This window comes from Actinomadura sp. NTSP31, assembly GCF_041951385.1.
Taxonomy (GTDB): domain Bacteria; phylum Actinomycetota; class Actinomycetes; order Streptosporangiales; family Streptosporangiaceae; genus Spirillospora; species Spirillospora napierensis.
Genome location: NZ_JBGNUT010000048.1, coordinates 35,260 through 57,544, shown reverse-complemented (window position 1 = coordinate 57,544; position 22,285 = coordinate 35,260). Strand labels below are relative to the sequence as shown.

Genomic DNA, 22,285 nt, shown 5'->3' with positions numbered 1-22,285 from the left:
GGACGCGGCAGCCCCTCCTTCCGACCGGGACACCGCCGGTCAGGCGTCACGGCGCCGCAGCACCAGCACCCCGCCCCACAACGCCGCCGCCGTCCACGCCGCCAGGATCGCCGCCCCGGCCACCTCCGGATACGGGCCGTCCCCGGTCATGAGATACCGGCCCGCCGTACTCGGCAACGCGTCCGCCACATGACGCCCCACGCTGGAACCGGCGTTCACCAGCAGCATCGGCACCACCAGCAGGAACAAGAACGCCGTCGTCAACGTCCCCGCCGTACTGCGCAGCATCGCCCCGACCCCCAGCACCAGCAGGCTCACCAGCGCCAGATACACCCCCATCTGCAGCGCGTCGCCGACGACCACCACCGCCCGGGCCCGGCCCCCCCCGCCCAGCACCGGACCCGCCACCGCCGTCCCCACCACGCCCAGCACCACACCCGCCGGCAGCATCACCCCGGCCAGCACCGCCGCCTTCGCCACCAGCATCCGCCCCCGCCGCGGCACCCACTGCAGCGTCGAACGGATGCTGCCCGTCGCGTACTCACCGGTGATCACCAGGATCGCCACCGCCACGACCACGAACTGCACCATGTCCAGCGACGAGACCGCGACGCCGCTCACCGACACCACCCCCTGGTCGTCGGAGGCGACCTCGTTGGTGTTGTTCGACACCGTCGACGACGCCAGGATCAGCGACATCAGCCCCATCAACACGGCCGCCCCCGCAAGCCCCCACCACGTCGACCGCACCGACCACAGCTTCGTCCACTCCGCCGCGACCGCCCCGGGAAGGCCCCCGCCCGTCCGCTCCGCGCCACCCGCCCGCGCGTCGCCCGCCTGCGCGCCCACCGCCGCCATCACGCCTCCACCCCGGCCGCCGCACCGGCGCCGAACTCCACACTCGTCCCCGTCAACTCCATGTACGCCTCCTCCAGCGACGCCTTCACCTCGCTCAGCTCCAGCAACGGAACCCCCGCCTCATAGGCCGCCAACCCCACCCGATCCAGCGACAACCCCGTCACCAGCAACTCCCGCGCCGACACCCGCGCCACCTCAACCGACCCCGCCGCCCCCGCCTCCAGCCGGCCGGCAAGGTCGGCCGCCCGCGGACTGCGCACCCGCACCGCGTTCCGGGAACTCGACGCGATCACCTCCGCCACCGGCGCGTCCGCGATCAGCCGCCCCCTCCCGATCACCACCAGCCGGTCCGCCGTCAACTGCATCTCGCTCATCAGATGCGACGACACGAACACCGTCCGGCCCTCCGCCGCCAGCGACCGCATCAACCGCCGCACCCACAGCACCCCGTCCGGATCCAGCCCGTTCACCGGCTCGTCGAACAACAGCACCCCCGGATCGCCCAGCAGCGCACCCGCAATCCCCAGCCGCTGCCCCATCCCCAACGAGAACGACCCGGCCCGCTTCCCGGCTACCGCCTCCAGCCCGACCAGCCCCAGCACCTCCTCCACCCGGCCCGCGGCGATCCCGTTGCTGCGCGCCATCGCCAGCAGATGCCGCCGCGCCGACCGCCCCGGATGCACCGCCCCGGCCTCCAGCAGCGCCCCCACCTCACGCAGCGGATGCCGGAACTCGCCGTACCGGCGGCCGCCCACCAGCGCCGCCCCCGCGCTCGGACGATCCAACCCCACGATCATCCGCATCGTCGTGGACTTCCCGGCCCCGTTCGGCCCCAGGAACCCCGTCACCTTCCCCGCCGCCACCTCCAGCGACAGCCCGTCCACCGCCGTCCTGTCCCCGAACCGCTTCGTCAGACCACGCAAAGCGATCATCACACCGTCCCCTCGGCTCCGAATCCCTGTCCAGGCCAGAACCTAGGCGGCGGGGGAGCGGCCCCACAGTGCCCGAACGCCACCCCCGACCCCTCACTTTCGGCAGGGACCCGGCACCCGCCCGCACAACGCGAAGCGGGCCGCTCCGACACCCGGAACGGCCCGCCGACACCCGCCGGACGCTACGAACCCGGCCGATGATGCCGCCCCGCACCACCACCGGGAACACCACCGACACCACGCACACCGCCCATCACATCCGGCATCGTCACCGCCGCATCCCGCAGCCGACCGTCCACCCGCGTCACACCGGCCGCCCCAGCGGGAACCGCAGCCTGCCCCCGCGCCACGCTCCGCAGTCCACCGTCCGGCACACCCGCCGGCGCCGGACGCGCCCCCAGCATCACCACACCGATTGGGAAACCACGCAGGAAATCCACCACCGGCTCAGCCAGCCGCACCACCACCAGCGCCACCAGCGGAGCCACCACCACCCCCACACAGAACCCCGCCGCCACATCATGCGGGTAATGCACCCCGACGAACACCCGCGAGAACGCCATCAGCGCCGCCAACGGCAGCACCAGCGGAGCCAGCGCCCGCCACACCACCACCAGCGCCGCCGCCGACCCCGCCGCGATCGTCGCGTGATTGCTCGGGAACGACCAGTCACCGACCGGCGGACACGCCGCGATGTGCACCGCCCCCGCCACCGCCCGGCACGGCCGCTCCTCCTGAATGAAGTCCTTCGACACCTCACTCACCAGATACGCCGCCACCATCGCGAACGGCGCCGACACCGCCAGCCCCATCGCCCGCGCGTCCCGGCTCCGCGCCCGCCACCAGCCCGCCACGAACAACACCGCGAACAACAGCAGCCCGGCGTTGGTCCCCACGTCGGCCACCGAATGCACCCACGACGGCGTCCCCCACGCCCACTCCGTCACATCCCGGTACAGCTCGACGCTGAAATCTGGCGCTTGCATGCTCTCCCTCACGCTCGAGACGACCACCCGGCACCACATCCGACACCGAACGGGCAGCCGAAGTTCACCCCACGTTCACCCTCCCGTAGAGCTTGGCACGTACACACGATCGCCCGCGCCACAAACGCCCCGCATCACCCACAAGACGACCCGACACCCCCACCAAAGACAGCCCTACCGCTCATCCGCACGGACGACCCCGCCACCACCCGCCCGCACCGGATCCCGCTCCGACGCCCCCGCCTCCGACAGCGCCTTGCCCCGCCCACGCCGCCGACGCACCACGCGAACCCCCTCCACCACACCCGTCACCGACAACGCCAAACCCAGCCCCACCGCCACGCCCTTCACCGGATCGTCCTCGAACGCAGCGCCGCCCACATAACCCAGCAACCCGCCGTACAACCCCCACGACACCGCCGCCACCCCCGCGAACACCGAGAACCGCCGCAGCGGATACCCCAGCGCACCCATCGTCACCGTCACCGCCGTCCGCCCACCCGGCACATACCGCGCCACCACCAGCACCAGCCCGCCCCGCTCCGCCAACGCGCCCCGCGCCCACACCAGAGCCCGATACCGCCGCGTCCCCGGCCGCGCCCGCCGCAGCAACCGCCCGCCCGGCCCCCGCCCCAGCAGATACGCCACATGATCACCGGCGAACGCGCCCAACGCCGCCGACACCACCACCACCGCCAGATCCGGCGAACCCGACGCCGCGTACACCCCACCGGCGATCACCATGCTCTCGCTCGGCACCACCGGGAAGAACCCGTCCAGCGCCGCCACCGCGAACAGCACCAGGCCGAACCACGGCGACGCCACCGCCGCACCCACACCATCCAAGATCGAATCCATGCACCCGACGCTAGGAACGCCGCGACCACCCCCACATCACCCGAAAGCCCCCCACCACCCCCGACTGACGACAGCCCCCGCACACACCCGGCAAAACCCGCTCGCACGCCGCCACCGCCATCCGCCACACTCACACCACGTGACATACCTGCACATCTTCGACATGGACGGCACCCTCCTCAACGGCACCACCGCCAACCTCGAACTCGCCCGCCACCTCGGCACCCTCCCCGAACTCCACGCCCTCGAGGCCCGATTCGCCGCCGGCACCCTCGACACCCGCGGCTTCTCCACCGAGATCCACCGCCTCTGGCACCACCTCACCCCCGACCACGTCGCCGCCGCCTACACCGCCGGCCCCTGGCTCACCGGCATCGCCGACGTCTGCGCCGACATCCGCGCACGCGGCGAACACTCCGCCGTCATCACCATGTCGCCCGACTTCTTCGCCCGCCACCTCCTCGACCTCGGCTTCGACCACGTCATCGCCTCCCGCTTCCCCCCGCTCCCGTTCACCACCACACCCCTCGACACCGCCGGCATCCTCACCCCCGCCGACAAGATCCGCATCACCGAAGACCTCCGCACCCGCCACCACCTCACCATCGACCAATGCCTCGCCTACGGCGACTCCCTATCCGACGCACCCCTCTTCCGCCACCTCACCAACACCATCGCCATCAACGCCGACCACCACCTCACCGACATCGCCGCCCTCGACTACCGCGGCACCGACCTCACCACCGCCTACAACCTCGCCCGCACCCTCCTCTGACCACCCGCGCCAGCCCCGGGGGAGCGGCGCACCGCTTCACCCCCGCTCCACCGGCCCCAGCAACGGATGCACCCGCATCGCCGCCTCCAACTCACCCGGCAACTCGTCCCGATACCGCCCCAACGTCGACAGATCCGAATGCCCCAGCACCCGCCGCACCGCATCCATGTCCGTCGCCGCCGCCAGCAAATGCGTCGCCGTCGTATGCCGCAACCCATGCGGCGTCACACTGCGCCGCCGCCCCGGCTCCACCCCCTCCAGCACCCGGTCGATCACCGCCTGCACATCACCCCGCGCCAACCGCCGCCCCCGCCACGACAACAGCAACGCCCGCGCCTCCACCCCCCGATCCAGCAACCGCCGCCCCTCCACCAGATACGCGTCCAGCACCTCCACCACCGGACGGGGGAGCGGCACATCCCGCGTCCGCCCGCCCTTACCGAAGATCCGCCAATACCGCGTCCCCCCGTTCACGAAGAAATCCTCCGTGTTCGCCCGCGTCAGCTCCGACACCCGCGGACCCACCGCCGCCAGCAACAACACGATCAACCCGTCCCGCAACTCCGTCCGCTGATCCACCCGCCGCCGCGCCGCGGGCCCCTCCTCGGCCAACCCTCGCGCCGCACCCAGCAACCCCTCCGCCTGCTCCGCCGTCAACGCCCGCCGCTCCGCGCGCAACCCGCCCCGATGCTTCGGCCTCACCGTCACCGCCCGCATCGGATCCAGCTGAACCCACCCCGCCACCACCGCGTACTTGAAGAACGCCGACACCGACCGCCGGAACCGCGCCTGCGACGACGCGCTCTGCGACCCGCCGCCGCCCACCGTCCCGCCACCCGCGCGCCGCCGCCCGTCCGGCTTGCGCGCGAACCCCAGCAGCACCTCATCGACGTCCCGCCCCGTCAGATCGTCCAGCACCCGATCGGCACCCGCCAGCTCCGCGAACGTCACCACGTCCCGCGCGTACACCTCCGCCGTCGCGGGCGCCAGCGCCCCCGTGGAAGTCTTCGCCCGGACCATCTCCGCGTATCGGTCCACGGCCTCGGCAACGGTCACTCGCTGAACATCGGCAGGGCGCACCCGCCGGACGTTACAACCCGCCACCGACAGAACCGCCGCAGGACGGGTAGGAGCACCGCACCCGGCGCCCGGCGCCCGGGGGAGGGGAGCGGCCCGTGCTGATCGGCACATCCGGATGGCAGTACACCGACTGGCGCGACGTCCTGTACCCGCCCGGCGTCCCGCAACGCGCCTGGCTGCAACGCTACGGCCAGGTCTTCGCCACCGTGGAGAACAACAACGCCTTCTACCGGCTCCCCAAACGCGCCACCTTCGAGACCTGGCGCGACAACACCCCGCCCGACTTCGTCATGGCCGTCAAAGCCAGCCGCTACCTCACCCACATGAAACGCCTCAACGACCCCGCCGAACCCGTCGCCCGCCTCATGGACGTCGCCGGCGGCCTCGACGGCAAACTCGGCCCCGTCCTGCTACAGCTCCCGCCCACCCTGCAGGCCGCACCCGAGCGGCTGGACGCATGCCTGCGCCGATTCCCCGAGGGCGTCCGCGTCGCCGTCGAACCGCGCCACCCCACCTGGTGGACCGACGACGTACGCCGCGTCCTGGAACACCACGGCGCCGCTCTGTGCTGGGCGGACCGCCTCGGCAGCCCCCTCACGCCCCTGTGGCGGACCACCGACTGGCTCTACCTGCGCTTCCATGAGGGCGCCGCCCAGCCCTGGCCGCACTACGACGACGAGACCCTCCAGGCCTGGGCCGACCGGCTGGACGGCACCGACGACGCCTACGTCTACTTCAACAACGATCCCGGGGGAGCCGCCGTCCGCAACGCCCTACGCTTCACCGACCTCACCTCAACCTGACCCCGAAGGACAAAGTGCAACAAACTACGCAAACCAGACAGAATCCTGCTTCTGTCTGGTTTGACATGAGAGCACGCGCGCGGCGACCTGCGGAGGAGGGCCTGCTGTCCCGTCTCAGTGAAGCTGCTCGATTCTCACTCAAGCTGCCATAGCCCGGTCGGCTGTCTCACTGAACCTGCGACGTCCTCGGCGCCAATTGTCCGATTACAGTGAATCTTCCTCAGCTCTGCGCCGTGACCTGCTGGACGGTCGTCGGACGATGTGTCGGCTGTGTCAATCGGCAGTGCTGGCGTGCACGGCGATGATTCGCCAGCCGTGCCTCTCGTCGTATATCCATGTGCGGGTGTATCGCATCCTGGCCGCGAACGGCGTCCCGGAGACGGTTCCCTCGACGGTGCCGAGAAACCAGGTCACCCCGGTGCGCCCGTCAGCGAGTACGGTCAACTCTTCCTCGGCCACCTTCGTCACCACCTGCGCCCGAGTGCGGTGGAGCTCCAGATCGTCCGCCTTGGTTTGAACGTTGGCGCCGAAGGTGAAGATCAGCCGATCATCCAGCAGCCGATCAAGCGCCTCGACATCTCCAGCCAGCTGCGCGGCTTGGAGTCGGTGCTCTGCTTCTCGCAAGTCCTCCATGAGGCCCACCCTCCCAGCCGGCGTCGTATCCACGCCAGGGCGTTCACGTTCGGCTGATCTTCGCAGTCTGATCCGGGGCCCCGATCGCCAGTGAGAATCCGCGAGGCAGATTCAGCGAGACACCCAACCGGCCCAGCGTCCGGACGGCGCCGACGAGCGGATCGTCCATCCCGTGGAGTCTGGAGCCGTTCGGACGGTGACTAGCGCCCGGATCACCCCTCTTCCAGCCGGTCTGAAGGACGGTCGATAATGAGCATTATGTTAAGTAGAGCCCAGCTCGTCCGAGTTGGGTCTCTCCCGCGGTGCGCTCGGGTTCGCGGGTCAGTACTGGCTGTTGTCGGGGACGGTGTGCGCGTCGCCGACGCGGGTCACGTCGTAGCCGCGAGTGAAGGCGCCGTGGATCGCGGGTCGGACGCACGCGTCGGTCTCGGCGCCCGTGACGACGAGGCGACCGATTCCGGCCTTGCCGTAGGTCTTGTGGACGAGCGGCTCCGATCCGGGGCGTGTCAGTAGGGCGGTCAGCCATCAGGGTGGTCATGGGCATCTCCCCTGGGCCGGCTCACGGACTTCGGTGGGCGGGTTAAGCGGTGGCGTCGACATTTGTGCGGGTTTAGGGTCGCGGTATGACGTGGCGATGTTGATGCCTCTCCCCCGGGTCCCGGCTGGCGCGCAGGCTGTACGTTTACGCGTTTCTTGAGGACTTCATCCTTCTTTATCCGGTTTATTCGGTGTTGTTCGCCGAGACCGGGTTGTCGGACGCGGCGATCTCGTCGTTGTTCGTGGTCTGGTCGGTGACGGGCTTCGTTGTCGAGCTGCCTGCCGGGTTGTGGGCGGACGTGTTCTCGCGGCGCTCTCTGCTGGTGGCCGCTCCCCTGCTGGCCGGCACGGGTTTCGGTCTGTGGGCGTTCGTGCCGTCGTATCCGGCGTTCGCCGTGGGTTTCGTGTTGTGGGGCGCGGGTTCGGCTCTGCGGTCGGGTGCGCTGCAGGCGCTGGTGTACGAGGCTCTCGAGCGGTCGGGGGCCGCGCACACGTATGCGCGGCTGATCGGGCGTTCGGAGGCGGTGGCGCTGCTGGGGGTGGTGGCGGCGAGTGCGGTCGCGTCGCCGGTGCTGGCGGTGGGCGGGTACCGGGCGTTGGGCGTGGCGAGTGTGGTGGCGTGCGCGGGATGTGCGGTGGCGGGGTGGTTCCTGCCGGATGAGCGTGCGGGGCGGGCGGAGGACGAGGTGTCGTTCGCGCAGGTGTTGCGGGACGGTGTCGCTCAGGTGAGGCGGGTGCCGGCGGTGCGGGGGGCGCTGGTTCTGGTCGCGGTGCTGACGGGTGTGACGTCGTTGGACGAGTACGTGCCGTTGCTGGTGCGGTCGACGGGGGTGGCGTCGGTGTGGGTGCCGGTGCTGGTCCTGGTGGTGACGGTCGGCGATGCGGTGGGCGGTTGGGTGTCGGGGCGGGGTGTGCGGTGGCTGGCCCCGGTGGTGGGGGCGGGTGCGGTGTTGCTGGCGGCCGGGTCGGTGCGGCAGTCGGTGTGGGGTGTGCCGCTGGTGGCGGTGGCGTTCGGGGCGTTCCGGTGGTCGGTCGCGGCGGCGGATGCGCGGTTGCAGGACCGGGTGGGAGACGGGTCGCGGGCGACGGTGACGTCGTTGGCGGGGTTCGGGACGGAGGTGGTGAGCGTGGCGGTGTTCGGCGGGTACGCCGTCGGGTCGGCGTGGGCGGGGCCAGGTGTGCTGGTGGCGGTGGCGGCGGTGCCGTTCGCGGTAGTGGCGGTCGTGGTGTGGGTTGCGGATCGGCGTGGTTGAGGTGCGGCTTCTCCGGCTGGAGTAGGTCGGTCGGTGGCGTACACCTCGGGGTGTAGGCGGCGGTAGGTCGCTACGCGAAAGGTGCAGCCGGGGTCCGCGCTTGCGCAGGATCCGCCGGCGGGGTGGGGGCGAGAGGATCGTGTGGTGGTTTCCGCCGATCGTTCCTGGGGGTTGTGCTGATGGATGCGTTGGTGCTGGCGCGCGTGCAGTTCGCGTTGACGGCGGGTTCGCATTTCTTGTTCGTGGCGTTGACGCTGGGGTTGGCGACGCTGGTGGCGTTGATGCAGACCCGGGCGACGGTGTCGGGTAGTGCGGTGCATGCGCGGATGACGCGGTTCTGGGGCCAGTTGTACGTGGTGAATTACGCGGTGGGGATCGTCACGGGGTTGGTGATGGAGTTCCAGTTCGGTTTGAACTGGGCGGGGATGTCGCGGATGACGGGCGGGGTGTTCGGTGCGCCGCTGGCGTTGGAGACGATCGGGGCGTTCTTCGTCGAGTCGACGTTCTTGGGTTTGTGGATTTTCGGGTGGGACCGGTTGAACCGGTGGGTGCATCTGGCGTTGATCTGGGTGGTGACGTTGACGGCGTATCTGTCGGCGTATTTCGTGCTGGTGGCCAATGGGTGGATGCAGCGTCCGGTCGGTTATGAGATGCGGGACGGGGCGGCGCGGCTGACGGATGTCGGGGCGTTGCTGGGGAATCCGGCGGCGTTGCTGGCGTTCGGGCATGTGCTGTTCGGGGGGTTGCTGACGGCGGGGTTCTTCGTGGCGGGGGTGAGCGGCTATCACCTGCTGCGGCGGACGGCGGAGGTGGAGTTCTTCCGGCGTTCGATGCGGACCGGACTGGTGACGCTGATGGCGGCGGTGATGCCGGTGGTGGTCGTCGGGGGGATGCAGTACCGGTATCTGCAGCCGACGAAGACGGGCGGTGACGATGCGGCGGCGGCCGTGGCGGACTTCACGGCGCGGTTCGGTCCGGGCGATTACATGGCGCCGGGGATGGCGGGTGTCGGTGAGGCGGTGATGACGGGGTTGTGGTCGTTGATGTGGCTGCTGGCGTTGGTGGCGCTGGTGAAGGTGTGGTCGGGGCGATGGCTGGTGCGGGGGCGGGTGTTCCACGTGGTGATGATGTGCGCGGTGCCCCTCCCCTATGTGGCGATGCTGGCGGGCTGGATGTTCCGTGAGGTGGGGCGGCAGCCGTGGATGGTGTACGGGGTGCTGAAGACGCGGGACGCGCTGTCGCCGGGGGTGGGGTCGGGGACGGTCGCGGTGTCGTTCGTGGCGTTCACTGCGCTGTTCGCGGTGCTGGTGGGGGTGAACGCGTGGTTGCTGGCGCGGTTCGCGCGGCGGGGTCCGGAGGGGTCGGCGTTGGGGGCTTCTCCCCCGGTGGCGCCGTCCGCGCCGGTGGCGTCGGTGACGTTCTGATGTTCGGTTCGGTGACGGTGCGACGGGAGTGTGCGTGATGGAGTCTTTGGCGATGGTGCTGCTGGCGGTGTTCGCCGGTGGGTATCTGGTGCTGGCGGGTGCGGACGTCGGGGTGGGGATGCTGTTGCCGTGGCTGGGGAGTGACCAGCGGGAGCGGCGGGTGGTGATCGCGTCGTTCGCGCCGTTCTTCCTGGGGAACGAGGTGTGGCTGGTGGCTTCGGCGGGGCTGGTGGCGGGGGCGTTTCCGGGGTTGGAGCACCGGTTGCTGGAGGAGTTGTATCCGCTGGTGGTGGTGTTGCTGATCGGGTGGGTCGTGCGGGACATGGGGTTGTGGTTGCGGGGCCGGGTGGATGCGTCCGGGTGGCGGGCGGGGTGTGATGGCGCGGTCGTTGCGGGCAGTTGGGCGCTGGCGTTGGGGTGGGGGTCGTTGCTGGGTTCGTTGCTGGGTGGTGGCGGTGTGAATGCGGGCAGCGTGTTGGGGTTGCCGTTGGCGGCGGTGTTCGCCTGGCATGGTGCGGGGTTCGCGCGGTTGCGGTTGGCGGGTGAGTTGGCGGTGCGGGCGGCGCGGGGTCGTGGCCGGTACGGGGTGTCGGGTGCGGTGCTGGTCGTGGCTCTCGTGGTGGCGGGGTCGCGGTTGCCGTGGTCGGAGGTGGTCGCCGAGGGCGGCGGGTTGTCGTTGACGGCGGTGTCGGCGGTGGTGCTGCTTCCGTTGCTGGTGGCGTCGCAGGCGTTGGTGTGGCGGACGTTCTGGGGGCGTGTGGATTCGCCCTCGTACCTGTGAGAAGGGGCGGGGTCGAAGTGAAGGGTGTGGAGCGGCGTCTGCTGGGGCTTGTCCCCCGGCGCGTTCTGGTGGCGCTGGGCGGGTTGGCGGTGGCGCAGGGTGTGCTGATGGTGGTGGCGGCGGGTCTGCTGGCGGAGGCGGTCGCGGGGTTGGATGCGGGTCTGCTGCCGTGGCTGGTCGGGGCGGTGGTGGGGCGTGCGGTGCTGGCGTGGGTGTCGTCGCTGGTGGCGGGGCGTGCGGCGGCGGAGGTGAAGTGGGGGTTGCGGGAGGCGCTGCTGCGCGGCGAGGCCCGAGATGCCGGTGCGCGGGTGACGTTGCTGACGCGGGGCTTGGATGCGGTGGATCCGTTCTTCGCCGGGTATGTGCCGCAGTTGCTGGTGGCGTGCGTGGTGCCGCCGCTGGTGGTGGCGCGGTTGGTGGCGGCGGATTGGGCGTCGGCGGTGGTGGTGCTGGTGACGTTGCCGCTGGTGCCGGTGTTCGGTGCGCTGGTGGGGATGCGGACGGCGGCGCTCACGGGCCGGCAGTGGGCGTCGCTGCATCGGCTCGGGGGGCATTTCCGGGACGTGGTGGCGGGGCTTTCGACGTTGCGGGCGTTCGGCCGGACGGGTCACCAGTCGGGTGTGGTGCGGGCGCTGGCGGAGGAGCATCGGCGGGCGACGACCGGGGTGCTGCGGGTCGCGTTCTTGTCGTCGCTGGTGCTGGAGTTGGTGTGCGCGTTGTCGGTGGCGCTGGTGGCGGTGCCGGTGGGGTTGCGGTTGCTGGAGGGCGGGATGGGGTTGTCGACGGGGCTGCTGGTGCTGGTGTTGACGCCGGAGGCGTATCTGCCGTTGCGGGCGCTGGGGGCGCGGTTCCATGCCAGTGCGGAGGGTGTCGCGGCGGCGGAGGAGGCGTTCGGGGTGCTGGACGCGCCGCCCGCGCCGGCGGGAGGGCGGGCCGTGGTGGGTGAGGGGGTGCCGGAGATCGTGCTGGATCGCGTGACGGTGCGGTATCCGGGTGCGGACCGGGCGGCGCTGGAGGAGGTGTCGCTGCGGATCAGGGCGGGTGAGCGGGTCGCGGTGACGGGGCCGTCGGGTGCCGGGAAGTCGACGTTGTTGCTGGTGGTGGCGGGTTTAGTGCGTCCGGTGTCGGGGCGTGTGCTGGTGGACGGCGTTGATCTGGCGGAGTTGGACGCGGTGGTGTGGCGGCGGCGTCTGGGGTGGGTGCCGCAGCGTCCGCATCTGTTCGCGGCGTCGGTCGCCGACAACATCCGGTTGGGCGATCCGGGTGCGGGGTTGGACCGGGTGGTGGAGGCGGCGCGGGCGGCGGTCGCCGATGGGTTCGTCGCGGGAATGTCGCAGGGGTATGCGACGGTGCTCGGTGAGGGTGGTGCGGGGGTGTCGGCGGGGCAGCGGCAGCGGTTGGCGGTGGCGCGGGCGTATCTGGCGGGTGGTCCGGTGATGTTGCTGGACGAGCCGACGGCGCGGTTGGACGTGCGTAGTGAGCGGGCGCTGGTGGAGGGTGCGGCGCGGTTGTTGGAGGGGCGGACGGCGCTGGTGGTGGCGCATCGTCCGGCGTTGTTGTCGCTGGCGGATCGGGTGGTGCGGTTGGAGGGCGGCCGGGTTGGGGCGCCGGTGGTCGTGCGGGAGGGGAAGGCGGCGTGAGGGGGTTGTGGGGTGCGGTGCGTCCGCATGCGGCGCGGTTGGTGGCGGCGGCGCTGGCGGGTGTGGCGGCGGAGGTGTGCGGGCTGGGGCTGGTCGCGGTGGCGGCGTGGCTGATCGCGCGGGCGTCGCAGCGTCCGGAGCTGGCGGTGTTGTCGGTGGCGATCGTGGCGGTGCGGGGTCTGGCGCTGGCGAAGGGGTCGCTGCGGTATGTGGAGCGGTTGGCGGGGCATGACGGGACGTTGCGGGCGTTGGCGGAGTTGCGGGGGCGGGTGTTCGACGCGTTGGCGGCGCGGCGTCCGGCCGAGGCGGTGTTGCGGGACGGCGGGCTGTTGACGCGGATGGTGTCGGACGTGGAGGCGGTGCAGGATCTGCTGTTGCGGTGTGTGCTGCCGGGGGTCGCGGCGGTGGTGTGCGGTGTCGTGGGCGTGGTGGTGTGCGGGCTGGTGGCGCCGGTGGCGGCGGTGGTGCTGGCGGTCGGGTTGGTGGTGGCGGGGCCGGTGCTGGCGGTCGTGGCGGCGCGCTCGAGCGGCCGCGCGGCGGCTCGGGTCGCGGTGGGGCGGGAGGAGTTGGCGGTGCGGGCGCTGGACGTGCTGGAGGGTGCGGCGGATCTGCGGATGTTCGGCGCGGACGGCAGGTTCGCCGGTGCGGCCGGGGATGCGGCGGGGCGGTTGCGGGGTGCGGAGCGTGCGGCGGCGCGGGTGTCGGCGCTGGTGGCCGGGGCCGGTGTGGCGGTGCAGGGGTGTGTGGTGGCGGCGGTGGTGTGGGTGGTGCTGCGGGGCGGTTCGGGCGTTGGGGGCCAGGTGGGTGCGGCGGTGGTGGGGTTGACGGCGCTGGTGGCGGTGGAGTCGGTGTTGCCGCTGGCGGTGGCCGCGCAGCGGCTGCGGGAGGTGTGGCCTGCGGTGCGGCGGGTGGAGGCGGTGCTGGTCGCTCCCCCGTTGCCGCGTCCGGTGCGGTCGGTGGAGGTGTCTGCCGGGCCGCTCGCGGTGGAGTTGCTGGGGGTGCGGGTGGCGTACCCGGGGCGCGGTGGCGCGGCGGATGAGCCGGGTGGGGTGGCGTTGGACGGGGTGGATCTGCGGGTGGAGCGGGGCCGGCGGGTCGCGGTGGTGGGCGCCAGCGGTGCAGGTAAGAGCACGCTGCTGGCGGCGGTGTCGGGTGAGGTGGTGCCGGTGTCGGGCGCGGTGCTGCTGGGCGGGCACGACGTGTCGGTGTCCGGCGGTGCGGGCGTGCGGGCCGCGGTGCGGGGGCTGATGCAGGACGCGCATGTGTTCGGCGGGTCGGTGCGGGCGAATCTGCTGCTGGCGCGTCCGGACGCGACGCCGGGCGAGTTGGAGGCGGCGGCGCGGCGGGCGCGGTTCCTGGAGGTGGTGGAGGCGTTGCCCGACGGGTGGGATACGCCGGTCGGGACGGGCGGGCACGGGTTGTCGGGCGGGCAGCGGCAGCGGCTGCTGCTGGCGCGGGCGCTGCTGGCCGATCCGCCGGTGCTGGTGCTGGACGAGCCGACGGAGGCGCTGGATCCGGTGATGGCCGACGAGGTCGTCCGGGATCTGCTGTCGGGGCCCGGGGGCGGGACGCTGCTGCTGGTCACGCACCGGCTTGCGGCTTTGGGCGCGGCGGACGAGGTGGTGGTGATGGACCGCGGCCGGGTGGTGCAGCGGGGCCGTCATGACGAGTTGGTGGCGGTGCCGGGTCCGTACCGGGATCTGTGGGAGGCGGAGCTGCTGGCCGCCTGACCCGCTCCTCCCCCGGGCCTGAGCCGGCACCGGTCCAGCGGGTCGAAGCGGCGTGGCCGGGGTCAGGTGAGGTCGTGGAGGGCGGCGGCGATCGCGGTGACGCCGTCGTCGATGGCGGAGGGGGCGGTGGCGGCGTAGCCGAGGACGAGGCCGGGCGGGCCGGGCCGCTGGGCGTGCCAGGACAGCGGCTGGGTCTTCACGCCGCGGGTGAGGGCGGCGGCGGCCAGGTCGGTGTCGCCGAGGCCGGGGCGGCCGGGGAAGGTGACGAGCAGGTGCAGGCCGGCGGCGGCGCCGTGCACGACCGCGCCGGACAGCCGGGCGCGGATCGCGGCGATCATCGCGTCGCGGCGGGCGCGGTGGCGGCGGCGCAGCAGCCGCAGGTGCCGTTCCAGCTCCCCCGTTTCCATCAGGTCGGCCAGGACCAGTTGCGGCAGCGCGGCGTTGCCGAGGTCGGCGAAGCGTTTGGCGTCCACGAGCGCGTCGCGGTGGCGGGGCGGGGCGATCACCCATCCGGTGCGCAGCGCGGGCGCCAGGAGTTTGGAGGCGCTGCCGGCGTACAGGACGCGGTCGGGCAGCATGGCGTGCAGTGCGGGGACGGGCGGGCGGTCGTAGCGGTGCTCGGCGTCGTAGTCGTCCTCGATGACCAGGCCGCCGGCGGTGGCCCAGTCCATCAGCTCGCGGCGGCGGGCGCCGTCCAGGACGGTGCCGGTCGGGAACTGGTGGGCGGGGGTGAGCAGGGCGGCGGGGGCGCCGGAGCGGCGCAGGGCGTCGACGCGGACGCCGTGGTCGTCGACGGGGACGGGCGGGGTGCGGATGCCCCAGTGGGCCAGGTGCTGGCGGGCGCCGAGGGAGCCGGGGTCCTCCACGGCGACGGTGTCGACGCCGGTGGCGCGCAGTGCCTGTGACAGCAGGCCGAGTGCCTGGGCGGTGCCGGCGACGATGACGATGTCGGCGGGGTCGGCGCGGACGCCGCGGTTGCGGGCGAGCCATCCGGCGACGGCGGTGCGCAGGGCGGGGGTGCCGCGGGGGTCGCCGTAGCCGAAGGACGGTGCGGACAGGGCGGACAGGACGCGGCGTTCGGCGCGGAGCCAGGCGGCGCGGGGGAAGGCGGCCAGGTCGGGGACGCCGGGTGTCAGGTCGATGTGGGCGGGGGCGGCGCGCAGGACGTCGAACACCTGCGCGGCGGGGCGGCCGGGGAACGCCGGGCTCGGCGGCGCGTCGGGTGTGGCGGGCGCTGGGGACGGGGGTGGTGCGGTGAGGGGTGCGGCGACGACGATGGTGCCGGCGCGGCCGCGGCCGGCGACGTGCCCGTCGTCGATGAGCCGCTGGTAGGCGTCGGTGACCACGCCCCGGGACACGCGCAGGTCGGCGGCCAGGACGCGGGTGGCGGGCAGGCGGCTGCCGACGGGCAGGCGCCCGTCGCCGATCGCCTCGCGCAGGCGACGGGCGAGCCAGTCGGCCTTGCCGCCGGGCGGGGCGTCGGCGGTGTCGAGCTGCAGGAAGTCCGCCCCCGGCTGCGGTCCTGTCGGCGAGGTCGTCTTCGGGTGGGTTCCCGGCCCGGTTATGGACCGATCAGGTGCGTCGCCATTGGACCTGTGCATCGGGCCATTGTGGCGGGACGGTGGGCCCATGGAAACAGCGACCGCCTCCGGGCGCCCCTCCGGCGAGGCGCCCGGTTACGTTCACGGCTATTCGGCGCACGAGGCGCGGCGGCTCGGCGACCAGGCCGACACCCTTTCCGCGCTGCTGCACGGCGCGACTGCCGGTCAGGACTCCGGCAGCGTCTTCCCGGCCGGCGCGCGGGTCCTGGAGGTCGGCTGCGGGGTGGGGGCCCAGACCGTCCACCTGCTGGCGGCCTCCCCCGGTGTCGATCTGACCGCGGTGGACGTGTCCGCTGCGTCCCTCGCGCAGGCCCGCGAGCGGGTGACGGCGCGGTTCCCGCGCGCTCGGGTGCGGTGGCTGCGCGCTGATCTGCACGATCTGCCGTTCCCCGGTGCCGCGTTCGACCATCTTTTCGTCTGCTTCGTGCTGGAGCATCTGCGCGATCCGGCCGCCGCGCTGGTCGGGTTGCGGCGGGTCCTGCGGCCGGGCGGCACCCTCACCGTCATCGAGGGCGACCACGGGTCGGCTTTCTTCCATCCCGACAGCGCCGCCGCGCGCGCCGCGATCGGCCATCAGGTCCGGTTGCAGGCCGCCGCGGGAGGCGACGCGCTCATCGGGCGCCGCCTGCACCCCCTGCTGTCGGCCGCCGGATATCGGGAGGTCACGGTGCGGCCCCGCACGGTGTACGCCGACCAGAGCCGCCCGGCGCTGGTGGAGGGGTTCACCCGCAACACCTTCATCGCGATGGTGGAGGCCGTCCGCGGCGAGGCACTGGCCGCGGGCCTGACCACACCGGAGGAGTTCGACCGCGGCATCGGTGACCTGCGCCGCACCGCCGGTGAGGGCGGCACGTTCCACTACACCTTCTTCAAAGGCACCGCCGTCAACCCCGGCGCCCCCACCGGCCGGCCGCACCAGCGGCCGCCGTGCTGACGGCGGGCGGTGTCACTCCGGCAGCAGCGGGCCCAGCGGCCCCAGGTCGAGGTTCAGGTCGCCGTCCTCGAGGTCGAAGTGGTCCTTCAGCCGGGTCATCGCCTCGTCCAGCCGCATCAGCGCCAGCCCGAGCCGCTCGATCTGCTCGTCGCTGAGGTCGCCGCCCTCCGCGCGGCGCAGCGCCTGCCGCTCCATCAGCTGCCGGATCAGCTCCACCAGCGTCAGCACCAGCTTCACCAGGTCCCGCTCGACCGTCTCGGGGTCGGTGCGCAGCCGCTGCATGGTGCGCGACGACTGCTCGCGCAGCGCCGAGGCGTGGGCGGACGCGCGGGTGGCGCGGACCGGGGCCTGGCCGGACGCGCCGCCGGTGCGTCCGGCCAGGATGTCGTCGGTGAGCGGGTCGCCCGCCGCGGGGTCGCGCACCGACACCTCGCCCGACACCGGCGCGCGGTCCCCGCCGCGAGGACGGCCCGGTTCGCGGGCCGGGTCGTGGCCGTGGGGCGCGGGGTTCATGCTTCCTCCTCGCGCAGCATTTCGTCGCCGCGCAGCAGCTCTTCGCGGACCGAGGTGACCAGCGCGCGCAGCGACACCCGCACCAGGTCCACCTCGGCGATGGAGATGACCAGGTCACCGGCGATCATCACGCCGCCGGCCAGCAGCCGGTCGAGCAGGTCGACCAGCGCGACCCGCTCGACCGGCACGTCTCGGCCGGTGTCCAGGACGGCCGTCACCGCGGCGCCCCCTGCGCCGCGTCCTGCGAGGACTCCGAGGCCTGCGGGGCGGCGGTGTCGATGAAGGAGTAGGGCGGCCAGGGCCCCGTCACCTCGACCTCGATCCCGGGATACCGCTCCCCCGCCGCCCGCGCCGCGTCGGCGAACCCCGGCGCGTCGTCCTCGTCCAGCAGGTAGGCGGCGTTGAGGATCTGCACCCCGGCGTGGCCCGACAGCTTGGGGTCCTGCGGCGGGTGGTGGCGGGAGGCCACCGCGAGGGCGGCCAGGCCGTCGTGGATCGCCGTGGCCTGCGCGCCGACCTTGCGGCCGGCGTCGGCGCGGCGCTGCCGCTCCTGCTGGCGGCGCCGCAGATACGCCGTTCCCGCCCCGGGCCCCTGCGCTCCCGAACCGGCCGCGGACGCGGCGGCCCCGGCCGGTTCGGCGGGCTCGTCGGCTTCGAGGGCGTCGCGGTGCGCGTAGGCCTTGACGCCCCACTCGGCGCGGCCGGCGACCCGGTCCAGCGCCTGGGCGAACCGGTCGCCCTGCTCGGTGAGGACCTGCGCGACCCGCGCGTCGTCGCGGTAGATCGTGGCGATCCGCACCGGCGCGGTCGGCGCGGCGTGCGCGGCCCGGTCGACCACCTCGTGGTGGGCGCGGGCCGTGGCCTCCAGCCACGCCAGGTCCTCCAGGTTCTCGCGCAGCGCCGCCTCGCCGTACTCGTCCAGCCGGACGGTGCTGACCAGCGCGGTCAGCCCGCCGGGCCCGGCGGGCGCCACGGCGCGGACGGGTGCGCCCGCCACGCCGGCGGCGCCGTCCAGCGCGGCGGGGTCCAGTCCCCGCGCCACCCCGTACAGGTAGACGGCGAGCTCCTCCCCGATGCCCCCGCCGCCGTGGGCGTGCTCGGCGGCGGCGGGGGTGCGGTGGTCGGTCATGATCCGGCCTCCTTTTCCTGCGCGCGGCGGGCCGGGGAACCGGCGCCCTCGGCGGAACCGGCCTCGGCGGAACCGGAACCGGTGGAGCCGGCTTCCAGGGCGGCGAGCCGCTCGCGCAGCCGCCGGTTCTCCTCCAGCAGCTCCCGGTCGGCGCCGCCCTCCACGCGCCCGTCGTCGCCGGCCCGCTCGGACTGCGCGGTGCGCGCCTTGGACGACAGCGACGGGTCGTGCTCCCACCAGTCGATGCCCATCTCGCGGGCGCGGTCGACCGAGGCCACGAGCAGCCGCAGCTTGATCGTCAGGAGCTCGATGTCCAGCAGGTTCACCCGGACGTCACCGACGATCACGATGCCCTTGTCCAGGATCCGTTCCAGCAGGTCGGCCAGGTTGGCCGACTGCCGCTCCCCCGCCATCGACTTGGCGGGCCCCCGGGAGCCGGTCCAGGAGATCTCGCTCAATGGTCCTCAGTCCCTTTCCACTCGGCCGCGCGGGTAGCGGCGGACGCGCCGGTAGGACACCAGCTCGCCGTCCGCGTCGACCTCGGTGTCGTAGATGGCGAGGATGTCGGCGGAGTCGGGGATGCGGTGGGTCTCCACCACCTCCACGCACACGCGCCAGCCGTCCTCGCCGGCGCGCTCGATCCCGACGACGCTCTCGGCGGTGCGCCCGGTCATCGCCGTCACGTGCTCGGCCGCCCGTTTGGCGGCCTCGGACGCCGACATCATCACTGGCCTCCTGTCCGGCCGCGCCCGCTACAGGCCGCGGGCGCGGCCCTCGTGCAGCCGGGCGATCAGTTCCTCTTCGCGGGCCGCGGCCTCGTCCTCGCCGATCTCGCCCGCGGCGACCTGGTCGGCGATCTCCTGCATCTCCGCGGCGATCCGGCCCGGGTCGTACAGCTGCTGCTCGGCCTGCTCGGTGAGCACCTCCGCCAGCCACACCACGCCGCGCACGGGGGCCAGCGGGAGCGTCACCAGGCCGGTGAACAGTCCCATTCAGGCCTCCGGGACGAAGTCGTAGGGCGGCAGCGGTCCGATCAGCCGCAGCCGGATCCGGTCGGCGTGCGCGTTCCCGATCTCCTCCACGGCCTTCTCGAACACCTCGCGGCGGTCGGCGCGCACCAGGAACGAGGCGTCCAGGACGTCCTCCTCCCGGGCGGGGGTCTTGCGGACGAACGCCTCGGCGGCGGGCGCTGCCGCTTCCAGCAGCACCTGCCCGTCGTGCTCGCGGCGCCGGTCCATCGCCTGGGCGATCAGCTCGCCGAGGCGGACCTGGTCGTAGTAGACGGCGTCGGCGACGTCCGCGGGGACCTCGCGCAGCCGCCGCGACAGCTCGGCGACCTCCGGCTCGGACTGCATGATCTCCCGCAGGACCGTCTCCTGGACGTAGGTGGCCTTCAGCCGCAGCTCCACCCGGCCCTCGAGCTGGTCCATGACCTGCCCGAGCCGGTCGGAGTTGCCCTCCAGCAGCTCGTTGCGGACCGCGGTGGAGTCCGACAGTGCGGCGCCGAACCGGAACGGCAGCACCACCAGGCCCGCGTCCAGCAGCGCGTTCAGCACCCGCTGGTGCGCCACCAGGTCGGCGCGCTCGCCCAGCGGACGGCCCGCGGGCAGGTCGCTGACGACCGCGGCGCAGCGGCCGCCGTCCTCCACCAGCCTCACCGGCCGGTCGTCCAGCCCCGCCACGTCGCCGGGCAGGGCCGCGCCGGAACGCGTCACGCCGTAGACGTACTGGGGGGTCTTGTCCTCGCCGGGTTCGCTCGGGGAGGTCATTCGTCGTCCTCCTTCTTACGGGACGACCGGCGCCGCGCGGGCTCCTTGTCCTCGTCCTCTTCGTCGTTGGAGCCGCCGCCGAAGGTCTCCTTCAGCCGTTCTCCGGCGCCTTCCAGCGCGCCCCTGGTCTTCTTCTTCGCGCCCGACTCCTGCATGCCCTCCACGAACTGCGGGAGGCCCTGCGAGGTGCCGTCGTGGGCGATGTCGAGCCGGTTCACCGCCTTGGCGAACCGCAGGTAGGTGTCGACGCTGGCGACCACGATCCGCACGTCCACCGTGAGGATCTCGATGCCGACCAGCGACACCCGCGCGTAGATGTCGATGACCAGACCCTTCTCCAGGATCAGGTCGACGACGTCGGCGAGGCTGCTGCTGCTCGATCCGCCGCGCTGCACAGTTGAGGTGCCCGAGGTCTGCTGGGCGATCGGCCCAGTCATGTCATCTCCTTGTGTGGGGGACGTTCATGTTCCCCACTACCCCCCTCGACCTCTCTAAACGGGCATACCGGTTTCGGTCAGGCGCCGGTCAAGCGACACGGGGCGCCCCCGGGACCGTCCGAAGGAACCGTCCCGGGGGCGCCCGTCCAGACCGGCACGCGCAGGTCGGCGCGCACGCCGGGGGCCGGGGTCAGCGCTTGGTGCGGCGGCCGATCAGGATGCCGGCTCCCGCGGCCGCGACCACCGGCGCCGCCCGCAGCAGCCGCCGCAGCGTCAGCAGCTTCGCCAGCCCGACCACCCGGCCCGGCAGCGCCGCCACCTGCCCGCCGACCTGCTGGACGGCCGCCGTGCCCTCGCCGACGCCCGCGCCCGCGGCGCGGACGGTGCCCTGCGCCGCGTCCGAGCCGGTCTCGGCGGCCGATTTCGCCGCGCCGGACGCGGCCGCGCCGACCCGTCCGGCGTTCTCGCCGATCTTTCCGGGGCCCTTGCCGGGCACCGAGGGGGTTTCCATCTTCGTTCCTTCCATCGGGGGGATTTCGGGGGTGTCGGTTCTCGGGGGGACGGCCGTGCGGGGAACGGCCGCATGGAGCCGGATGCGCCGGGTGCGCGGGGTCAGCCGCGCAGGCGGGGCAGCACCTCGCGGGAGTAGAAGTCGAAGAAGCCGTCCTGGTCGGGGCCGATCTGCGTGACGAACACGTCCTCGTACCCGGCGTCGACGTAGGCGCGCAGCGCCCGCGCGTGCACCTCGGGGTCGGGGCCGCACGGCACCCGCTCGGCGACCATGTCCTCGGTCACCAGCTGCGCCAGCTGCCGGAACTGCCGCGGCTGCGGCAGCAGTTGGTTGGCCTCGCCCGGCAGGTAGTCGCTGGCCCACAGCCGCAGCGCGGTCCGCCGCGCCCGCGCCTCGTCGGGCGCCCAGCACGCCTTCAGCCCGCCCTGCACGCGCTTGCCCTCGCCGCCGGCGTCGCGGAACACCTTCACCAGGTCCGCGTCGGGCATCATGCAGATGAACCCGTCGGCGATCCGGGCCGCAAGCGTCGCCGCCTTGTTCCCGAACCCCGACATGTAGATCGGCGGCGGCTCGTCCGGGACGCTGTACAGGCGGGCGGTGTCGAGCCGGTAGTGCTCGCCGCGGTGGGTGACCAGCCTGCCGGTGAACAGCCGCCGCATCAGCCCGACGGCCTCCTCCAGCATGTCCATCCGCTCGGCCGCGGGCGGCCAGCGCGAGTCGACGATGTGCTCGTTGAGGAACTCGCCGGTGCCGACGCCGAGGGTGTAACGGCCGCCGGTCAGCAGCGCCGACGTCGCCGCGGCCTGCGCCACGATCGCCGGGTGGGTGCGCACCAGCGGGCAGGTCACCGCCGTCCCCACCGGCAGCGACGTCGCCTGCGAGATCGCGCCGATCACCGACCACACGAACGAGGCCTGGCCCTGCTCGTCCAGCCACGGGTGGAAGTGGTCGGAGATCCACAGCGCCTCGAACCCGGCCTCCTCCGCCAGCCGCGCCTGCCGCACCAGCTCGCCGGGGGCGTGCTCCTCGCTGGACAGGAAGTACCCGAACCTCGCCATCTGCCGTTCCTCCCTGTGCCGTGCGCGGGCACCGGACGGGCCC

At 73.0% G+C, this 22,285-nt stretch carries 26 protein-coding genes; 8 read left to right on the top strand and 18 right to left on the bottom strand.

Annotated elements, in window-relative coordinates; translation table 11 throughout:
• Nucleotides 1–39: 39 nt before the first annotated feature.
• From ACA514_RS45620 to ACA514_RS45605, 4 genes are all read right to left on the bottom strand, one after another.
• Complete coding sequence (locus tag ACA514_RS45620; protein ID WP_375047758.1) at nucleotides 40–858, bottom strand: ABC transporter permease; 819 nt, start codon at nucleotides 856–858, stop codon at nucleotides 40–42.
• Entirely contained in the window at nucleotides 858–1,790 is a 933-nt protein-coding gene (locus tag ACA514_RS45615) for an ATP-binding cassette domain-containing protein (protein ID WP_375047757.1), read from the bottom strand. The genes ACA514_RS45620 and ACA514_RS45615 overlap by 1 nt, the downstream gene beginning before the upstream one ends.
• A gap of 182 nt (nucleotides 1,791–1,972) precedes the next feature.
• Complete coding sequence (locus ACA514_RS45610) at nucleotides 1,973–2,776, bottom strand: phosphatase PAP2 family protein (RefSeq protein ID WP_375047756.1); 804 nt, start codon at nucleotides 2,774–2,776, stop codon at nucleotides 1,973–1,975.
• Nucleotides 2,777–2,950: 174 nt separating this feature from the next.
• On the bottom strand, nucleotides 2,951–3,634 hold the full coding sequence (locus ACA514_RS45605; RefSeq protein ID WP_375047755.1) for a DedA family protein: 684 nt from the start codon (nucleotides 3,632–3,634) through the stop codon (nucleotides 2,951–2,953).
• Nucleotides 3,635–3,773: 139 nt separating this feature from the next.
• On the opposite strand from ACA514_RS45605, the gene ACA514_RS45600 reads away from it, so the two are divergent.
• Entirely contained in the window at nucleotides 3,774–4,409 is a 636-nt protein-coding gene (locus ACA514_RS45600; RefSeq protein WP_375047754.1) for an HAD family hydrolase, read from the top strand.
• Between the two features lie 36 nt (nucleotides 4,410–4,445).
• Here ACA514_RS45600 and ACA514_RS45595 read toward each other — a convergent pair whose 3' ends face one another.
• The gene (locus ACA514_RS45595; protein ID WP_375047753.1) at nucleotides 4,446–5,465 is read right to left on the bottom strand and encodes a tyrosine-type recombinase/integrase; all 1,020 of its coding nucleotides are present in this window, start codon (nucleotides 5,463–5,465) and stop codon (nucleotides 4,446–4,448) included.
• A 119-nt stretch (nucleotides 5,466–5,584) separates the two neighbouring features.
• Here ACA514_RS45595 and ACA514_RS45590 point away from each other — a divergent pair, with 119 nt between their 5' ends.
• A complete protein-coding gene (locus tag ACA514_RS45590) occupies nucleotides 5,585–6,292 on the top strand; it encodes a DUF72 domain-containing protein (RefSeq protein ID WP_375047752.1) in 708 nt (235 codons plus the stop codon).
• Nucleotides 6,293–6,565: 273 nt separating this feature from the next.
• Here ACA514_RS45590 and ACA514_RS45585 read toward each other — a convergent pair whose 3' ends face one another.
• Nucleotides 6,566–6,925, bottom strand: a complete 360-nt coding sequence (locus ACA514_RS45585; RefSeq protein ID WP_375047751.1) for a nuclear transport factor 2 family protein — start codon at nucleotides 6,923–6,925, stop codon at nucleotides 6,566–6,568.
• A gap of 321 nt (nucleotides 6,926–7,246) precedes the next feature.
• Nucleotides 7,247–7,435: an isochorismatase family protein gene (locus tag ACA514_RS45580; RefSeq protein WP_375047761.1), complete on the bottom strand. Its 189-nt coding sequence runs from the start codon at nucleotides 7,433–7,435 to the stop codon at nucleotides 7,247–7,249.
• A gap of 152 nt (nucleotides 7,436–7,587) precedes the next feature.
• Here ACA514_RS45580 and ACA514_RS45575 point away from each other — a divergent pair, with 152 nt between their 5' ends.
• From ACA514_RS45575 to cydC, 5 genes are all read left to right on the top strand, one after another.
• Nucleotides 7,588–8,715: an MFS transporter gene (locus tag ACA514_RS45575; protein ID WP_375047760.1), complete on the top strand. Its 1,128-nt coding sequence runs from the start codon at nucleotides 7,588–7,590 to the stop codon at nucleotides 8,713–8,715.
• A gap of 179 nt (nucleotides 8,716–8,894) precedes the next feature.
• Nucleotides 8,895–10,139 carry a cytochrome ubiquinol oxidase subunit I gene (locus ACA514_RS45570; protein ID WP_375047750.1) on the top strand — a complete coding sequence of 415 codons (1,245 nt, stop codon included), beginning with the start codon at nucleotides 8,895–8,897 and terminating at the stop codon, nucleotides 10,137–10,139.
• 37 nt (nucleotides 10,140–10,176) lie between these two features.
• Nucleotides 10,177–10,920, top strand: coding sequence for a cytochrome d ubiquinol oxidase subunit II (locus ACA514_RS45565; protein WP_375047749.1), 744 nt, complete (start codon nucleotides 10,177–10,179; stop codon nucleotides 10,918–10,920).
• A gap of 17 nt (nucleotides 10,921–10,937) precedes the next feature.
• The gene (gene cydD, locus ACA514_RS45560; RefSeq protein ID WP_375047748.1) at nucleotides 10,938–12,560 is read left to right on the top strand and encodes a thiol reductant ABC exporter subunit CydD; all 1,623 of its coding nucleotides are present in this window, start codon (nucleotides 10,938–10,940) and stop codon (nucleotides 12,558–12,560) included.
• Nucleotides 12,557–14,290 (top strand): thiol reductant ABC exporter subunit CydC, encoded by a 1,734-nt coding sequence (gene cydC / locus ACA514_RS45555; RefSeq protein ID WP_375047747.1) that lies wholly within the window; start codon nucleotides 12,557–12,559, stop codon nucleotides 14,288–14,290. Before cydD ends, cydC begins: the two co-directional genes overlap by 4 nt.
• Nucleotides 14,291–14,352: 62 nt before the next feature.
• Here the strand turns inward: cydC and ACA514_RS45550 are convergent, their stop codons facing one another.
• A complete protein-coding gene (locus ACA514_RS45550) occupies nucleotides 14,353–15,891 on the bottom strand; it encodes a PLP-dependent aminotransferase family protein (protein WP_375047746.1) in 1,539 nt (512 codons plus the stop codon).
• A gap of 28 nt (nucleotides 15,892–15,919) precedes the next feature.
• Here ACA514_RS45550 and ACA514_RS45545 point away from each other — a divergent pair, with 28 nt between their 5' ends.
• Nucleotides 15,920–16,825, top strand: coding sequence for an L-histidine N(alpha)-methyltransferase (locus tag ACA514_RS45545; protein WP_375047745.1), 906 nt, complete (start codon nucleotides 15,920–15,922; stop codon nucleotides 16,823–16,825).
• Nucleotides 16,826–16,837: 12 nt separating this feature from the next.
• On the opposite strand, the gene ACA514_RS45540 is transcribed toward ACA514_RS45545, so the two are convergent.
• The 10 genes from ACA514_RS45540 to ACA514_RS45495 all read right to left on the bottom strand — a co-directional run bounded on the left by ACA514_RS45540 (nucleotide 16,838) and on the right by ACA514_RS45495 (nucleotide 22,242).
• The gene (locus tag ACA514_RS45540; protein WP_375047744.1) at nucleotides 16,838–17,338 is read right to left on the bottom strand and encodes a gas vesicle protein K; all 501 of its coding nucleotides are present in this window, start codon (nucleotides 17,336–17,338) and stop codon (nucleotides 16,838–16,840) included.
• Entirely contained in the window at nucleotides 17,335–17,556 is a 222-nt protein-coding gene (locus tag ACA514_RS45535; RefSeq protein ID WP_375047743.1) for a gas vesicle protein, read from the bottom strand. The genes ACA514_RS45540 and ACA514_RS45535 overlap by 4 nt, the downstream gene beginning before the upstream one ends.
• Nucleotides 17,553–18,467 (bottom strand): GvpL/GvpF family gas vesicle protein, encoded by a 915-nt coding sequence (locus ACA514_RS45530; RefSeq protein WP_375047742.1) that lies wholly within the window; start codon nucleotides 18,465–18,467, stop codon nucleotides 17,553–17,555. Before ACA514_RS45530 ends, ACA514_RS45535 begins: the two co-directional genes overlap by 4 nt.
• A complete protein-coding gene (locus ACA514_RS45525) occupies nucleotides 18,464–18,880 on the bottom strand; it encodes a gas vesicle protein (protein ID WP_375047759.1) in 417 nt (138 codons plus the stop codon). Before ACA514_RS45525 ends, ACA514_RS45530 begins: the two co-directional genes overlap by 4 nt.
• A 51-nt stretch (nucleotides 18,881–18,931) precedes the next feature.
• Nucleotides 18,932–19,195 carry a gas vesicle protein GvpO gene (gene gvpO, locus ACA514_RS45520; protein ID WP_375047741.1) on the bottom strand — a complete coding sequence of 88 codons (264 nt, stop codon included), beginning with the start codon at nucleotides 19,193–19,195 and terminating at the stop codon, nucleotides 18,932–18,934.
• A 24-nt stretch (nucleotides 19,196–19,219) separates the two neighbouring features.
• Nucleotides 19,220–19,459, bottom strand: coding sequence for a gas vesicle protein GvpG (locus ACA514_RS45515; RefSeq protein WP_375047740.1), 240 nt, complete (start codon nucleotides 19,457–19,459; stop codon nucleotides 19,220–19,222).
• The gene (locus ACA514_RS45510) at nucleotides 19,460–20,236 is read right to left on the bottom strand and encodes a GvpL/GvpF family gas vesicle protein (RefSeq protein WP_375047739.1); all 777 of its coding nucleotides are present in this window, start codon (nucleotides 20,234–20,236) and stop codon (nucleotides 19,460–19,462) included.
• Nucleotides 20,233–20,673: a gas vesicle protein GvpJ gene (gvpJ, locus tag ACA514_RS45505; protein WP_344272135.1), complete on the bottom strand. Its 441-nt coding sequence runs from the start codon at nucleotides 20,671–20,673 to the stop codon at nucleotides 20,233–20,235. The genes ACA514_RS45510 and gvpJ overlap by 4 nt, the downstream gene beginning before the upstream one ends.
• Before the next feature lie 190 nt (nucleotides 20,674–20,863).
• Nucleotides 20,864–21,184, bottom strand: a complete 321-nt coding sequence (locus tag ACA514_RS45500) for a hypothetical protein (protein WP_375047738.1) — start codon at nucleotides 21,182–21,184, stop codon at nucleotides 20,864–20,866.
• Between the two features lie 101 nt (nucleotides 21,185–21,285).
• Nucleotides 21,286–22,242: an LLM class F420-dependent oxidoreductase gene (locus ACA514_RS45495; RefSeq protein WP_375047737.1), complete on the bottom strand. Its 957-nt coding sequence runs from the start codon at nucleotides 22,240–22,242 to the stop codon at nucleotides 21,286–21,288.
• Nucleotides 22,243–22,285 lie beyond the last annotated feature (43 nt).

Coding starts and splice junctions, on each gene's coding strand:
- ACA514_RS45530 (WP_375047742.1), bottom strand. CDS start 18,467: ATGACCGACCACCGCACCCCCGCCGCCGCCGAGCACGCCCACGGCGGC.
- ACA514_RS45605 (WP_375047755.1), bottom strand. CDS start 3,634: ATGGATTCGATCTTGGATGGTGTGGGTGCGGCGGTGGCGTCGCCGTGG.
- ACA514_RS45495 (WP_375047737.1), bottom strand. CDS start 22,242: ATGGCGAGGTTCGGGTACTTCCTGTCCAGCGAGGAGCACGCCCCCGGC.
- ACA514_RS45525 (WP_375047759.1), bottom strand. CDS start 18,880: ATGGCGGGGGAGCGGCAGTCGGCCAACCTGGCCGACCTGCTGGAACGG.
- ACA514_RS45585 (WP_375047751.1), bottom strand. CDS start 6,925: ATGGAGGACTTGCGAGAAGCAGAGCACCGACTCCAAGCCGCGCAGCTG.
- ACA514_RS45545 (WP_375047745.1), top strand. CDS start 15,920: ATGGAAACAGCGACCGCCTCCGGGCGCCCCTCCGGCGAGGCGCCCGGT.
- gvpJ (WP_344272135.1), bottom strand. CDS start 20,673: ATGACTGGGCCGATCGCCCAGCAGACCTCGGGCACCTCAACTGTGCAG.
- ACA514_RS45615 (WP_375047757.1), bottom strand. CDS start 1,790: ATGATCGCTTTGCGTGGTCTGACGAAGCGGTTCGGGGACAGGACGGCG.
- ACA514_RS45620 (WP_375047758.1), bottom strand. CDS start 858: ATGGCGGCGGTGGGCGCGCAGGCGGGCGACGCGCGGGCGGGTGGCGCG.
- ACA514_RS45550 (WP_375047746.1), bottom strand. CDS start 15,891: ATGCACAGGTCCAATGGCGACGCACCTGATCGGTCCATAACCGGGCCG.
- ACA514_RS45610 (WP_375047756.1), bottom strand. CDS start 2,776: ATGCAAGCGCCAGATTTCAGCGTCGAGCTGTACCGGGATGTGACGGAG.
- ACA514_RS45500 (WP_375047738.1), bottom strand. CDS start 21,184: ATGGAAACCCCCTCGGTGCCCGGCAAGGGCCCCGGAAAGATCGGCGAG.
- ACA514_RS45515 (WP_375047740.1), bottom strand. CDS start 19,459: ATGGGACTGTTCACCGGCCTGGTGACGCTCCCGCTGGCCCCCGTGCGC.
- ACA514_RS45565 (WP_375047749.1), top strand. CDS start 10,177: ATGGAGTCTTTGGCGATGGTGCTGCTGGCGGTGTTCGCCGGTGGGTAT.
- ACA514_RS45570 (WP_375047750.1), top strand. CDS start 8,895: ATGGATGCGTTGGTGCTGGCGCGCGTGCAGTTCGCGTTGACGGCGGGT.
- ACA514_RS45510 (WP_375047739.1), bottom strand. CDS start 20,236: ATGACCTCCCCGAGCGAACCCGGCGAGGACAAGACCCCCCAGTACGTC.
- ACA514_RS45540 (WP_375047744.1), bottom strand. CDS start 17,338: ATGAACCCCGCGCCCCACGGCCACGACCCGGCCCGCGAACCGGGCCGT.